Here is a 13712-nt window from a genome sequence, read left to right on the forward strand (position 1 = left end):
ATGTCACATGCTGTCTATCCTCTTTTCAATTGTCATCTGCTCGCTTCTTCACTTTTACACTGAGCTTCGTTATATACTCTGCTTCATCTTTAGACATGAGCGAATGAAGTAAATACTCCTCATATACATCTCCATCCAGCATCATGCCCTCTTTCTCGATTTCATCTAACAAATGCGAATAAGCAGATTCGATCTCATCAAATGTTCCTTGATCATACATCACCGCATAGAGCCCGCCTGGTTTTTTGACTGCCCCCGGGCCATCCATTCGGCAGAACAGCTGATCTGACTGATGATAGTGCCGTTTACGGAACTGCTCCTTTTTTAAGACAGAACCATTTGCCGCAGCCCCTTTTATGCCAACTTCCTTTAAAAATTCCCCTACAATACGTGATATTTCTTCTACAGGTGTATTGAAATCGATCGGGTTTGATGCACTTAGTACAACGGGTTCTTCTGGCAGCTCTTGAAACAGGACCTCCCCTATTTTCACAGTTGCTAATTCATGTGTCGTCTCCATCACCCGCATAAGAAAAGCCTGGATGTCTTGAAGTTTTTCAATCTCTTGTTTGACTTTTTTTATTTGGTCGGCCGCAAGGCTTTGCAGTCTCTCGCGGGAAGGTTCTGTGAAATATTGTTTTAACTCTTTGATCGGAAATTGAACAGCCCGCAAGGATTGAATCGCAATAAAATGGTCAAATTGCTCAAGTGTATAGTAACGGTATCCATTTTCGTGAACACCAGCCGGCTTAAATAAATCGATTTTATCATAATACAGAAGCGTATCTTTTTTGACATCAAATAGCTTGGCAAATTCTCCAGTAAAAAACGTTTTTTGCACATCATTGATCATGATGAAGGCTCCTTTCTTGACTATGGAGTAACTCCATCCTTTATTATAACATCCAGAAACATCACTACGCATGGAAAGGATAAAAAAATGAACAAAATAACTCAACATGAAGTAACATTAGCACAAGCAAATAAAGAGGACTTCCCTTCAATGAAAAAAGAGCTCCAGAAAGCTTTTACAGCTGGCGTGATCGATGCATTTGGCGATGCGCATGGTGGACCAATTCCTCCAGATGAAGTGATTGATGAATCCTTTCATTCAATTGAACACATTGTTTATCATATTATGCTAAATGGTGAAAAGGCAGGCGGCGTTGTGATCAAAATCAACCAAGAGACACATCACAACTCGGTTGATTTGCTATACATTTCATCATCCTTTCACAGCCGGGGCATTGGTCAGGCAGCATGGAAAGCCATCGAGGCGCAATATCCAGAAACGATTGTATGGGAGGTTGTGACTCCATACTTTGAAAAACGCAACATTCATTTTTATGTCAATAAATGCGGCTTTCAAATAGTTGAATTTTATCACTTACACCATCCAGATCCAAACGCACCTCATGAAGCACATCAAGGCAATGAACCTTTAGCACCAGAGGAATTTGAATTTTTTAAATTTGAGAAGGTCATGAAGAAAAATTGTGCAAACGTAGGATAACGTGTATTTCTTTTAAATAAAGTTAAAAACACTACCTCATAAAAAAGGTAGTGTTTCTTGAATCTTTCTAGCTTCTAATCTGACCGTCACCACACAGAAGCAGCTTAGTTGTCGTGAGTGCAGGAAGTCCCATCGGCCCTCTGGCGTGCAGCTTTTGCGTGGAGATGCCGATTTCAGCTCCATAGCCAAGTGCACCGCCGTCTGTAAAGCGAGTCGATGCGTTATGATAAACAGCCGCCGCATCTACTTCGTTTAGAAACGTGAGTGCATTTTTTTCATCTTCTGTCACGATCGCTTCTGAATGTTTTGTGCCATACTGATCGATATGGCTGATTGCTTCGTCAATTGAATCGACTACCTTTACTGCAAGATCCAGACTTAAATACTCATCTGTCCAATCCACTTCTCCAGCAGGAACCGCGTTTGAAAAGTAAGACTCTGCTGCCTGGTCGCCATGTACAGTGACACGATGCTCCTGCAAAGCTTCATTTAATGAGGCTGCATTCTCTTTCAGCCATTCGCGATGAATGATCAGCGTCTCAAGTGCATTACATACAGCCGGACGATTCGTTTTTGCATTGATCACGATTTCAATGGCTTTTTTCACATTCGCGGTTTGATCAATAAAGACATGACAGTTTCCTGTCCCTGTTTCAAGCACTGGGATAGTGGATTCTTCTACCACTGTTTTGATTAAAGAGGCTCCGCCTCGCGGAATTAAAACATCGATCCACTCTTTTAGTTGAAACATCGCCTGAACCGATGAACGATCTGTTTGTTCAATTAATTGCACCGCATCACGAGGAATCTTTGTTTGATCCAATGCTTCATGGATCACGCTGACAATGGCTTTGTTGGAAGAAATAGCGGAGGAACCGCCTTTTAAAATCACTGAGTTGCCTGCCTTTAAGGCAAGGCCTGCTGCATCGACAGTGACGTTCGGTCTCGCTTCATAGATCATCCCGATCACGCCGAGCGGTACTCTTCGGCTTTTTACGTGTAAGCCGTTATCAAGAGTCCATTCATCCAATATTTCTCCAACAGGATCTGTTAATCTCGTCACGAGCCGCAAACTTTCAGCAAACTCATGAATTCTTTCTTCATTTAACATTAATCGATCCAAGAGTGCCTCTGAGAAGCCTTTTTCTTTCCCGGCATTTAAATCTTTTTGATTCTCCTGTAAAATAAAGCGGCTGTTTTGCTCTAATGCTTCTGCCATTTTAAGAAGCGCGTTATTCTTTTCCTCTGTTTGAAGTAAACTTAGTTTTTTTGAAACATGCTTTGCTTTTTTCGCTTTTTCTTTGACCGATGTGACAACTTCAGCTGTCAGTGTCATGGAATTCCTCCCTTTTGGTTAACAAACTGGAATCGATAAATCTAAATGACAAACAAATGCTTCAAGATCGACGACATGCACGATTTCATCTTGTAACAAATCACTCTTACGTGCGAGTTCATCTGACGCATAATTCACAATGCCAAGACCTATTTCTCTTCCATCTTGATCTAGAATACGGACCACATCGCCTTTTTTAAACGAACCTTTCACGTTGACAATCCCATCAGAATCAAGGCTTCCCTCTCGGTGCATGAGGAATTCCTGTGTTTTCTCTTGAACCACGATCTCACCCTTTGGTCCAGAATGAAAGGCAATCCACTGCTTCTTATAATTGAGCGGCGCTACATTTTCGTCAGCGGTAAAATAAGTGCCGTCCTCTGTCCCATTGATCGCTTTGTCTAAAATGTCAGGCGTATCTGCTTTTCCTAAAAAGCCGTTGATCCCTGCGGCCATTGATATTTTAAACGCATCGAGCTTTGATTTCATTCCGCCTGTACCTACGTTGCTGCCTGCGTCTCCAGCAGCTGCTTCGATGTCTTCTGTGATGTCTGTCACTTCGAGAATTCTCTTTGCATTTGGATTTGTATGAGGATTATCTTCATACAAGCCATCAATGTCAGATAAAATGGCAAGGAAATCCGCATCAATGAGTCCAGCTACTTTTGCAGACAATGTATCGTTGTCTCCAAACTTCAACCGATTGATTGTCACTGTATCATTTTCATTAATAATTGGGATGATGCCTCGATCTAATAACACGTTCATTGTGTTACGCACATTTTGATAGCGCGTTTCATCAGAAAAATCACTTCTTGTGATTAAGAGCTGTGAGGCAATATAACCGTGTGATAAAAATAAAGTAGAATATGATTCCATTAAAAGCCCTTGCCCAATTGAGGCAGATGCCTGCTTTTCCGGCAGTGTTTTGGGTCTATCGATAAATCCTAGTTTTCGGTAACCAGCTGCAACCGCACCAGATGAAACCAAAATGACTTCGTGTCCTTCATCTTTGAGTTTCACAATTTGATTGACGAGGTTTTCTAGTTTTTTTAAACTAATCTCACCTTGAAAGCTAGTAAGAGAGCTGCTTCCGATTTTCACAACAATTCGTTTTCTCTCTTTATCTGCGTACACCTAATCACTCCTGTACCTGAGCTATATTTATATAGATACTTTTTGTTTTTGCTGATTGCTTATCTCTTTTGATCGATTGGCAGCATGTTTGATAGCCTGCTTGATCGCTTCTCCTCCGCCAAAATCATCTAATGCATTGAGTCCTGCAGCAGTTGTTCCATTTGGTGACGTAATTTTCTCTCTTAGGACAGATGGATTTTCCTCTGTTTCTTGCAGCATTTTTGCCGCACCGAGAAGTGTCTGTGCGCCAATTTGGCGAGACAATTCCTTTGATAAACCTGCCTCTTCTCCTGCTTCTTCGATTCTTTCCATTAAGAAATAAAAGTAGGCGGGCCCGCTTCCAGCAATTCCAGTGAAAATATCCATTTGCTCTTCCTGAATGGTATAGACTTCGCCCATTTCAGATAAAAGAGCCTGACTTATGCTCATATGGTCGTTTTTCACGTAACGTCCAGCAGATAAAGCAGTCGCTGATGCCCCGATCGTACTTGATGTATTTGGCATGACCCTCATAACAGGCTGGCCTTCATGCAGCATGTCTTCAATATACGATAGCTTCACACCTGCAAGGACAGACATGATGAGCTGATCTGGCTGAATACGAGGTTTTAATGATTCAAGGGCTGCTTCAGCATCCTTTGGCTTCATGGCCAGAATCAACATATCCATTTCTTCAAAAGGAAATGAATCCATTGCGGCTGTTTGGATTCCGTATCGTTTCGTTAGTTCATTCAATCGAAGTTGATTTTGTCTGTTTGTTGCGTAAATTTGGCCTAGCGGCATCTGTCCTGCTCGCACAATCCCTGCAATCATTCCTTCCGCCATAGAGCCTGCTCCAATGAAAGCAACTTTCTTTTGATCAATGATATTGATCCTCTCCCTTGTTCGCTTTTTGTTCGTGTTTTTCGCACGTTAGTAATCGTAACATGATGAGAAATCGTGTCAAGAAAGAGCCAGCGCTTTTCAAAAGTCCCGAATGCATGGCCGGCAGCTTGCTGCAAGTAAGTTAGCCGTGTTTTTCAAATACAGTAATTTAGATCAAAAGAACTATGATCATTTGAATCATAGGGCCCTTTCGTTCGACTAGATTCACCATTTTATTTTTGGTTTCGGTGACTTCAATTCTATTTATCCGAAAGCGCTCTCATTTTAATGACTTTCTATTTTCCTATATAGTGAATGTGCTTGAATCTTTCGATTAGACTATTGACATATTTTAGAAAACATGTCCGTTGAAATGATATTTTACTGGTGATACCGTGAAAGAGAAATCATGTGAAAAAGGAGCGTTCATAATGAAAGTGAAAGAAAACTATGTCAATGTGATTCCAATGAAAGAAATTCGTTCTACCGATGACCTTCTTTTCCCATTCCCTATTTACAATGAGCTGCGTGCAGAAAGTGATATTAGATATGATGAGACAAGAAAGTGCTGGGATCTTTTTCGATATGCGGATATCCAATCTGTTCTAAAGCAGCCTAAAGTATTCTCTTCACAGCGAGGAAGAAGCACGTCTAAAACAAGTATTTTAACGATGGATCCTCCAAAACATACAAAGATGAGAGCGCTTGTGAATAAAGCGTTCACCCCAAAAGCGATCAAACAATTAGAAGATAAGATCAAAGACTTGACACATGATCTATTAAATCAAGTCAAGGATCAACGTACGTTTGATATTGTGCAAGATTTAGCAGCTCCCCTGCCAGTGATGATCATCGCTGAGCTTCTCGGTGCAGAGGTGCAGGATAGAGAGCTGATTAAAAAACATTCTGATGCCCTTGTGGCAGGTGCTAAGGATGAATCAAAAGAAGCCATTCAGGCTGTTGTAGATATGCAGAAACGCGCTGAAGAGGAGCTGTCCGTTTATTTTGCTCATTTGATCAAAAAACGAAAAGAAACACCAGCCGATGACTTGATCTCGCTTCTCATTCAAGCAGAAATTGATGGAGAGCGTTTAACGGAAAATGAACTGCTTGGCTTTTGTATTCTACTACTCGTTGCAGGCAATGAGACAACGACCAATTTAATAACCAATGCCGTACGACTGCTGACAGAGCAGCCGCATATCGCTGAATCTGTTCGGCAGGACCCCTCTCTTATTCCTCAATTGACTGAGGAAACGCTGCGGTATTATCCGCCTGTCCAAGCCATTGGCCGAATCGCTGCAGAAGATGTTGAAATTGCAGGTGCGCGCATTGAAAAAGGAGACTATCTCATCAGCTGGGTTGCTTCAGCAAATCGGGATGAACAGAAGTTTGAAGATCCAGATACGTTCCGGCTTGACCGAAAATCAAATCCACATATGAGCTTTGGGTTTGGCATTCACTTTTGTCTCGGTGCTCCGCTTGCCCGGCTTGAAAGCAACATTGCGCTTGACGTTTTACTCCATACGTTTCAAGACATCACCTGTATTGCAGATCAGCTAAAACCTATACAAAGCACGTTTGTTTTTGGGGTAAAAGAATTTCCTGTACAAGTCACCCGTTTTTAAAAGTCCCTTTTCAGGGGCTTTTTTTCATTTTCTTCAATTCATCATCTCTTTCTTACCTTCCTCCTCCGAACATGCTAAAATAAAATCCATACAAAGTGATAACGGAATGCAGAAAGGAAGCCGAAAACTCATGACCGATTATACAGCGATGAAAGACGGAATATTCAAATCAGTTTGTTCCTTAGATTGCCCGGATCAGTGCGGTCTTTTAATACATAAAGAAAATGGAAAGATCGTGAAAGTGCAGGGAGATCCGGACCACCCTGTCACACAAGGAAACATATGCAACAAAGTGCGTAATGTCACAGCCCGTTTATATGATGAAAAAAGGCTGACCACTCCTTTAAAACGTGTTGGCCAAAAAGGCGAAGGTCAGTTTGCGCCGATTACATGGGAAGAAGCCATTGAAACCATTCGTCAAAAATGGACAAAGCTGATCGAAGAAAAAGGACCAGAAAGCATTCTGCCTTACAGCTTTTATGGAAACATGGGCAATCTCAACGCAGAAGGAATGGACCGCCGCTTTTTTTATCGTCTTGGTTCAAGTCAGTTAGACCGAACGATCTGTCAGTCTGCGGGAACGACTGGCTATAAATATACAATGGGCGCAAGCATTGGGACAGATCCTGAAGACACCATTCATACGAAACTATTCATCTTTTGGGGCATCAACGCCGTGTCGACCAATATGCACCAAATTACTTTGGCACAAAAGGCGCGAAAGCAAGGAGCGAAGATTGTCGTAATTGATGTTCACAAGAACCAAACCGGCCGGATGGCAGATTGGTTCATTCCGCTTCGGCCTGGTACTGACAGTGCGCTTGCACTTGGCATCATGCACGTCCTTTTTAAAGAAGAACGTACAGATGAAGCCTTTTTAGAGACTTACACGGTCGGTCATAAAGAACTGCGCGAGCATGTAAAGCAGTATGATCCAGACACAGTTGAGCGAATCACGGGTGTCCCTAAAGGAGACATTATTACACTTGCGAGAATGTACGCTGAGACATCACCCTCTCTCATTCGGATTGGGAATGGTTTACAGCACCATGATAATGGCGGGATGAGTATTAGAACCATTTCCTGCCTCCCTGCCCTGACTGGTCAATGGCTGCACAAGGGCGGCGGCGCGATGAAATCAAACTCTTCTTTTCTCAGCTATAATGAAACAGCTCTTCAGCGGCCGGATTTATTAAAAGAACGCACGCCTAGATCATTTAATATGAATCAGCTGGGCAGCGTGCTGACAAGCGCAGAGCCTTCCGTTGATTCTCTCTTTATCTACTCGTGCAACCCAGCAGTTGTGACACCTGAAGCGAATAAAGTCAGAGAAGGTTTGCTGAGAGAGGATTTATTTACAGTGGTTCATGATTTATTCCTGACAGAAACAGCGACGTATGCAGACATTGTCCTGCCGGCGACATCAGCCTTTGAAAACGAGGATTTCTATACGTCATACTGGCATCATTATATTCAAATTCAGGAACCAGTGATAGAACGCTACGGAGAAAGCAAATCCAATACTGAAGTATTCCGCCTGCTTGCCCATGCGATGGGTTTTGAAGATGAAGCCTTCCGCGAGACAGATGCTGAACTGATGAAACAAGCTCTTCAACATCCAGAAAATCCGCATTATGAGGACATTTCATACGAGGCATTAAAAGAAAAGAAATGGATCAAAGCGAAACGTGGATCTTTCGAGGAATTAAAGCTTCAAACCCCAAGCGGGAAAATTGAGCTTTATTCTGAACAAATGAAAAAAGACGGGTATCCAGCACTTCCAACCTATGTGCCCCTTTATCAGGAAAGCGATTATCCGCTTACCTTTATACCGGGACCGAACCATAACTTTCTGAATTCTACCTTCTCACTTCATGAAAAGCATCAAAAGCTTGAGAAATTTCCGAAGCTTCACATGAATGAACAAGATGCAAAGGAAAGAAAGATCAAAGATGGTGACATGGTGCGTGTGCTGAACGATCGAGGAGAGTGTGAGCTTGTCGTGTCAGTCGGTCAAAATGTATTATCTGGTGTTGTGGTCAGTCAAGGATTATGGGCAGACCAAAAAGGCAAAAAGCATTTAGTGAATGGATTAACACCTGATCGATTGGCAGATATGGGCGGCGGCGCGACGTTCTTTTCTGGCAGAGTGGAAGTTGAAAAATTATCATAGAAAAAAGCCAGCCATTTTTTGCTGGCTTTTTTCATATGCTTTTATCGAATCATCAGCTGATTCGTCATGACATTCGCACTTCCGTTGCTTCGGTAGCCTTCTACAGTTAATGCTGTTTCATACATTTTTCCCATTGGCATGCCTAAGCTTTCCCATTTTTTAAAATGCTCACTGACGGAGACAGTTCCGCTTGTGCGTTTTGTTTGACGTACACTCCAATATTGTTTGAAGGTAGCGTCTCCAATGATAGAAGGCTGATTGACACGGAGCGTTTCATATATGTCATATGTGCCTCCATCGGCATAGAATGATCCTTTATACGTTCCTGTTGGACGATATGTGCCCCATGACTCAACAATGTAGTATTCAGCTAATGGAGATTGTGTCCAGCCATAGACACATAAATAGGAATTCCCGCCCGGGTTAAAGGCTGCGTTGTAGTTGATGGAGATGTTGCCAAGTTGATGATGAGTTTTAGTGGAATCAAACTTCTTTCCTTTTCGAAATAAGGCATTTCCAATATTGTTCCAGCTTGCACTAAATGCCCCGCCGTTATTGAGTGTCATCGAGGTATTTCCATAATCCTTCCATAATTCAAAATCGTATCCGCTGTGTGTCCCTATCCTATTATCATAAATCGTTTCCGCATGAGCCGGCACAGCAGTCAGTGTCAGCACAAATCCAATACACATCACAAACAACAGCCTCAATCTTTTCAAATTCATTTTCCATCCCTCTCCTTTTTTCATCCGTATTGTTCTGTCATCCCTAAGATGAAAAACCCATCACCTCCTTTCATGCAGCCTTCTCTGTTAGATGGAACGATACTGCTTTAACCCGGCATGGATGTCTCTTGTTTGTGTATAAATCCTTTGATACAAATGAAATAGATCAGCATATACTTCCGCATGCTGCTGCTCTGGCTCATAAACAGCGGCTTGATGGATCAATTGATTAGCACATACTTCAAGTGACGGATACCATCCGCAGCCAACCGCAGCAAGCATGGCTGCACCTAAAGCAGGCCCTTGTTCATTGTCTAACTGGATGACTTCAGCCTGAAAAATGTCTGCTTGCATTTGAAGCCAAGTCCGGCTTCTCGCACCGCCGCCAATGGACACAATAGAATCTATGTTTTTTCCTGCCTGCCGGAATAATGCGATAGATTCATTTAGCGAAAAGGTAATTCCCTCTAACACAGCTCTGACAACATGTGCCCTTTCATGCCTGCTGTCTAATCCAATCAAGCTGCCGCGAATGATCGAATCCGCATGAGGTGTTCTTTCCCCGACTAAATAGGGAGTAAAAAGCAATCCTTTCGCTCCTGGCGCTACATGAGCCGCACCTTCTAAAAGTGATTGAAACGATTCCTCAGGAGCCAGTAAGTGTTTTGCCCAGTTAAGGCTATATCCTGCTGAGAGGGTGACACCCATTGTGTAAAAAGCGTCTTTTTTTGCATGATGAAACAAATGTAAATTCCCTTGAAGCTCCCTTTCATGATCCTCTTCGTAGGAGAGAATCACCCCAGATGTGCCGATGCTGCATAACGTGCGGTCAGAGGACAAGATGCCAGCACCAATTGCTCCGCAAGCATTATCTGCCCCGCCGGCAAAAACCTTCGCGCCGTCTTTCATCCCAACATCACGTGCAATGTGCGGCAAAAGTGTACCAACCTCCGCCTCTGATGTGACAAGCGGCGGGCAAATATGAGGAGAAATATCAAATGCCTGACAAATCTCCTCACTCCACGTCTGTTCACCGATATTTAACAGCAAAGTGCCAGCCGCATCAGAATAATCCATATGGACAGCGCCAGTTAAACGAAATCTGACATAATCTTTTGGGAGTAAAAACATGTCGATTTGCTGATCAATATGTGGTTCATGTTCCTTTACCCATAATAATTTTGGCAGTGTGAATCCTTCTAACGCCTGGTTTTTTGTGATCTTTTGCAGCCGGTCTCCCAGCTTTTTTGTGATGTGTGCACATTGTGCTGTCGTTCGTGTATCATTCCATAAAATTGCAGGGCGGAGCACTTCGCGAGATTCATTTAATAGAACTAATCCATGCATCTGGCCGGAAAAGCTGATGCCTTCAACTTGTCTTGAATGAACAGGCTGCTTTGCCATCAGTTCTTTCATCACAGCCATTGTCTGGTTTACCCAATCCTCGGGGTGCTGCTCACAGTATCCAGGCTTCTCTTGAATGAGGCGGTACGGCTTAGAGGCTTCACAGCATACCTTCCCGCTCTCATCCACTAATATCGCCTTGACCCCGCTCGTGCCAAGATCAATTCCCATCACATATTTCATGTTTTCACTCCTTCAAAACAGGTCAGCCCCTTCAATTAATCTTCTAACAAGTATTGATTTAAACGGGCTTTCAGCTGTTCCTCTCTTCCCGATTCGTTTCTAATCAAAGGATGTTTCAGCGCATATTCTTCTAATGTATGAAAGTTTGCCTTCCCTTCTGAAATGTCACGTCCAATTCCTTCAGAAAAGCTGCGATACCGGTGCTTTATAACATCCTCAAACACACGGTCTTCTATGAGTCTATGAGCGACCCGCAGTCCTTTTGCGAATGCATCCATCCCAGCAATATGAGCATATAAAATATCTTCAAGTTCAAAGGAAGCTCTTCTCACTTTTGCATCAAAATTAAGACCGCCTGCCCCTAGCCCGCCATTTTGCAAAATTTCATACATGGCAAGAGTTGTCGCATACAGATCGGTTGGAAATTCATCTGTGTCCCATCCAAGAAGCGAATTGCCCTGGTTTGCATCAACAGAACCGAGCAGCCCATGAATTCTTGCGACACGTAATTCATGCTCAAACGTATGACCGGCCAGTGTCGCATGATTGGCCTCAATATTTAATTTAAAATGGGAATCTAATCCGTATTGTTTTAAAAAGGCGATGGATGTCGCTGCATCTGTGTCGTATTGATGAGTGGTTGGCTCCTTTGGCTTTGGTTCGATTAAAAATTGGCCAGTGTACCCAATTTCTTTTGCATAATCAACAGCCATATGCAAGAAAGCCGCCATATGATCAAGCTCTCTTTTCATATCTGTATTGAGCAGCGTATCGTACCCTTCTCGTCCACCCCAGAAAACATAATTTTCTGCACCAAGTTCTTTGGCGGTTTCGATGCCTTTTTTAACCTGTGCGGCTGCGTAGGCAAAGACATCTGCATGACAAGATGTCGCAGCGCCGTGAACAAATCTAGGGTGCTTAAACATATTAGCTGTGTTCCACAGCAGCTTTACTCCGCTTTGCTTCATGTATTCTTTCATTCTTTCTAAAATGATGTCTAATTGTTGATTCGTCTCTTGAAGCGTCTCTCCCTCTGGCGCAATGTCACGGTCATGGAATGAAAAATACGGAACATCCAATAGGTCAAAAAGCTGAAAAGCGACTTCCAATCTAGCTTTTGCTAAATCCATTCCGCTATAGGTGTCCCATGCTCTTTGCATCGTGCCAGTTCCAAACATGTCTGTTCCATCAGCCGTCAATGTATGCCAATAAGCAACTGAAAAACGCAGGTGGTCTTTCATTGTTTTTCCGCCAATCACTTCGCTTGGATTATAGTATTGAAAAGCGAGTGGATTTTTTGATTGTTTTCCTTCATATTGAATTTTGCCGATTCCTTCTAGACTGTATAATGTTTTCATATTTGATTTGGCCATTCTTCATTCCTCCTGAGTACACTTTATAAGTTGATACAACAAACTAATGATCAATCTATGAAAAAATCACTTTGAATTTTCCATATTTTTTAGTTTTTTAAAAATATTTTCGTTATAATAAAGTTAAAATCATCTTTCTTATCGAATACATGCGGAAAAAAGCAGCTCTTCTCAACTTAATCTAAAGACGAAACAAATGGAGTGGATAACGTGGATATCGCTGATCAGAACTTTGTCAAAAAAATAAATCAAAAACTTTTATTAAAAGAAATTCTCCAGCATGCGCCCATTTCGAGAGCAAAATTATCTGAACGCACTGGATTAAATAAATCGACTGTTTCCTCTCAAGTAAGTACGTTAATGAAAGAACATCTTGTCTATGAGATCGGTCAAGGTGAGTCTAGCGGCGGGAGAAGACCGGTTTTACTGATGTTTAATAAGCGTGCTGGCTGTTCCATCGGAATCGATGTTGGCATTGATTACGTCAATGGCATATTAACTGACCTTGAAGGGTCTATTCTTTACGAAGAGCAGATCAAGCTCCCACCCAGCTCTCCTGAGGTGACGATACGTAAATTAATTGAATTAATAAAGCAGCTCATCACACAAATGCCCTCTTCCCCATACGGGCTCATTGGCATTGGCCTATGCATACATGGTTTAGTGGATGCAGGTGAACAAATCGTGTTTACGCCTCATTCAAAATGGAAAAATGTTGATCTAAAAACCACGCTCCAAGAGACATTCCAAGTACCGATCTTCATTGAAAATGAAGCAAATGCCGGTGCATATGGAGAAAAAATCTTTGGTGCCGCTAAACATTATGACCATTTGATCTATGCAAGCATCGGCACTGGCATCGGGATTGGAATCATCATCAATCATCATTTATACAGAGGAGCGTATGGCTTTTCTGGTGAAATGGGACATATGACGATCGATTTTAACGGACCAACATGCAGCTGCGGGAACCGTGGGTGCTGGGAATTGTATGCTTCTGAGAAAGCCTTGTTTCAATCTCTTCAAACAGATGATCAGCACATCTCCCATCAAGATCTGGAACAGCTGGCCAAGTTAAATGATATGAAAACGCTCAATGCCCTGCGCAACTTTGGCTTTTACCTTGGTGTCGGTCTCACAAATGTCCTGCATACCTTTAACCCGCAAGCCATTATTTTAAGAAACAAAGTGATCGAATCACATCAGGCGGTTCTACATGTGATTAAGGAGGAGGTATCCTCGCGAATGGATACGCAATTCAGCTCACATGTAGAGCTGCTCCCTTCATCATTAGGACACAATGCACCAGTATTGGGGATGACATCTCTTGTCATAGAAGCTTTTCTGCAAAATGCCACCCTCACAACCTGATCTAT

11 protein-coding genes are annotated in these 13712 nt (G+C 42.5%); 4 read left to right on the forward strand and 7 right to left on the reverse strand.

Translation table 11 applies throughout. The features are described from left to right. Nucleotides 1-25: 25 nt before the first annotated feature. Nucleotides 26-853, reverse strand: a complete 828-nt coding sequence (locus tag EV579_RS05395; protein WP_133744100.1) for a MerR family transcriptional regulator — start codon at nucleotides 851-853, stop codon at nucleotides 26-28. An 87-nt stretch (nucleotides 854-940) separates the two neighbouring features. Here EV579_RS05395 and EV579_RS05400 point away from each other — a divergent pair, with 87 nt between their 5' ends. Next, nucleotides 941-1513 (forward strand): GNAT family N-acetyltransferase, encoded by a 573-nt coding sequence (locus EV579_RS05400; protein ID WP_133744101.1) that lies wholly within the window; start codon nucleotides 941-943, stop codon nucleotides 1511-1513. A gap of 67 nt (nucleotides 1514-1580) precedes the next feature. On the opposite strand, the gene EV579_RS05405 is transcribed toward EV579_RS05400, so the two are convergent. Genes EV579_RS05405 through proC form a run of 3 tightly spaced genes read right to left on the reverse strand, consistent with a single transcriptional unit; the run spans nucleotide 1581 to nucleotide 4811 of the window. Continuing rightward, a complete protein-coding gene (locus tag EV579_RS05405; protein ID WP_133744102.1) occupies nucleotides 1581-2849 on the reverse strand; it encodes a glutamate-5-semialdehyde dehydrogenase in 1269 nt (422 codons plus the stop codon). Nucleotides 2850-2867: 18 nt separating this feature from the next. Next, the gene (proB, locus tag EV579_RS05410) at nucleotides 2868-3986 is read right to left on the reverse strand and encodes a glutamate 5-kinase (RefSeq protein ID WP_133744103.1); all 1119 of its coding nucleotides are present in this window, start codon (nucleotides 3984-3986) and stop codon (nucleotides 2868-2870) included. Nucleotides 3987-4013: 27 nt separating this feature from the next. Further along, entirely contained in the window at nucleotides 4014-4811 is a 798-nt protein-coding gene (gene proC / locus EV579_RS05415; RefSeq protein WP_243837390.1) for a pyrroline-5-carboxylate reductase, read from the reverse strand. A gap of 470 nt (nucleotides 4812-5281) precedes the next feature. Between proC and EV579_RS05420 the strand changes: the two genes are divergently transcribed. Both EV579_RS05420 and EV579_RS05425 read left to right on the forward strand, forming a co-directional pair. Continuing rightward, the gene (locus EV579_RS05420) at nucleotides 5282-6478 is read left to right on the forward strand and encodes a cytochrome P450 (protein WP_133744105.1); all 1197 of its coding nucleotides are present in this window, start codon (nucleotides 5282-5284) and stop codon (nucleotides 6476-6478) included. 130 nt (nucleotides 6479-6608) lie between these two features. After that, on the forward strand, nucleotides 6609-8651 hold the full coding sequence (locus EV579_RS05425; protein ID WP_133744106.1) for a molybdopterin oxidoreductase family protein: 2043 nt from the start codon (nucleotides 6609-6611) through the stop codon (nucleotides 8649-8651). Nucleotides 8652-8692: 41 nt separating this feature from the next. Here EV579_RS05425 and EV579_RS05430 read toward each other — a convergent pair whose 3' ends face one another. From EV579_RS05430 to xylA, 3 genes are all read right to left on the reverse strand, one after another. Next, nucleotides 8693-9376 (reverse strand): glycoside hydrolase family 11 protein, encoded by a 684-nt coding sequence (locus EV579_RS05430; protein ID WP_024422656.1) that lies wholly within the window; start codon nucleotides 9374-9376, stop codon nucleotides 8693-8695. An 87-nt stretch (nucleotides 9377-9463) separates the two neighbouring features. Next, on the reverse strand, nucleotides 9464-10963 hold the full coding sequence (gene xylB, locus EV579_RS05435) for a xylulokinase (RefSeq protein WP_024422657.1): 1500 nt from the start codon (nucleotides 10961-10963) through the stop codon (nucleotides 9464-9466). 35 nt (nucleotides 10964-10998) lie between these two features. After that, the gene (gene xylA, locus EV579_RS05440; protein ID WP_024422658.1) at nucleotides 10999-12336 is read right to left on the reverse strand and encodes a xylose isomerase; all 1338 of its coding nucleotides are present in this window, start codon (nucleotides 12334-12336) and stop codon (nucleotides 10999-11001) included. A gap of 210 nt (nucleotides 12337-12546) precedes the next feature. Between xylA and xylR the strand changes: the two genes are divergently transcribed. Further along, a complete protein-coding gene (xylR, locus tag EV579_RS05445) occupies nucleotides 12547-13707 on the forward strand; it encodes a transcriptional repressor XylR (protein ID WP_133744107.1) in 1161 nt (386 codons plus the stop codon). The last annotated feature ends 5 nt before the right edge of the window (nucleotides 13708-13712 follow it).

Source organism: Bacillus sp. BK450 (assembly GCF_004364885.1).
Lineage (GTDB): Bacteria > Bacillota > Bacilli > Bacillales > Bacillaceae > Bacillus > Bacillus safensis.

What these genes read in the sequence shown, in the direction of transcription:
- EV579_RS05400 (WP_133744101.1), top strand. Translation starts at nt 941, where the DNA reads ATGAACAAAATAACTCAACATGAAGTAACATTAGCACAAGCAAATAAA.
- proC (WP_243837390.1), bottom strand. Translation starts at nt 4,811, where the DNA reads ATGGCGGAAGGAATGATTGCAGGGATTGTGCGAGCAGGACAGATGCCG.
- EV579_RS05430 (WP_024422656.1), bottom strand. Translation starts at nt 9,376, where the DNA reads ATGAATTTGAAAAGATTGAGGCTGTTGTTTGTGATGTGTATTGGATTT.
- xylA (WP_024422658.1), bottom strand. Translation starts at nt 12,336, where the DNA reads ATGGCCAAATCAAATATGAAAACATTATACAGTCTAGAAGGAATCGGC.
- EV579_RS05405 (WP_133744102.1), bottom strand. Translation starts at nt 2,849, where the DNA reads ATGACACTGACAGCTGAAGTTGTCACATCGGTCAAAGAAAAAGCGAAA.
- EV579_RS05425 (WP_133744106.1), top strand. Translation starts at nt 6,609, where the DNA reads ATGACCGATTATACAGCGATGAAAGACGGAATATTCAAATCAGTTTGT.
- EV579_RS05395 (WP_133744100.1), bottom strand. Translation starts at nt 853, where the DNA reads ATGATCAATGATGTGCAAAAAACGTTTTTTACTGGAGAATTTGCCAAG.
- EV579_RS05420 (WP_133744105.1), top strand. Translation starts at nt 5,282, where the DNA reads ATGAAAGTGAAAGAAAACTATGTCAATGTGATTCCAATGAAAGAAATT.
- xylB (WP_024422657.1), bottom strand. Translation starts at nt 10,963, where the DNA reads ATGAAATATGTGATGGGAATTGATCTTGGCACGAGCGGGGTCAAGGCG.